The following is a 272-nucleotide window of genomic DNA, read 5'->3' as shown; positions in this document are numbered from 1 at the left end:
ATGTCGGCGACCTTCATGCCGGATGATAAGTCCGCACCTTCGCTGACCGTGGTGACTTGGTTGGACAGACTCACCGAAGGAGCTTCGTTGACGTCGGTGATCGTCAGTGTGAAGTCCGTCGAGGAATCGATTCCGCTGCCGATGGACGAATCATCCACGTTCACCGTCACAGTGAGGGTCGGTGCGGTCTCGAAGTCGAGGTTCGTGCCGCTCTTCAAAAACAATTCGGTTCCGTCGATCTCAAACAAAGCCGCGTCGTCGCCTGACAAAGA

The 272-nt window shown here is 55.9% G+C and carries 1 pseudogene; it reads right to left on the bottom strand.

Annotation, left to right across the window (positions count from 1 at the left end):
- Positions 1–272, bottom strand: a pseudogene (locus B2R17_RS06435) (cadherin repeat domain-containing protein); the annotation flags it as partial.

The sequence above is a fragment of the Rhodopirellula sp. UBA1907 genome, assembly GCF_002337565.1.
GTDB lineage: Bacteria > Planctomycetota > Planctomycetia > Pirellulales > Pirellulaceae > Rhodopirellula > Rhodopirellula europaea.
Note: the sequence above shows the minus strand (reverse complement) of the source record. Positions and strands in the feature narration are given on the sequence as shown.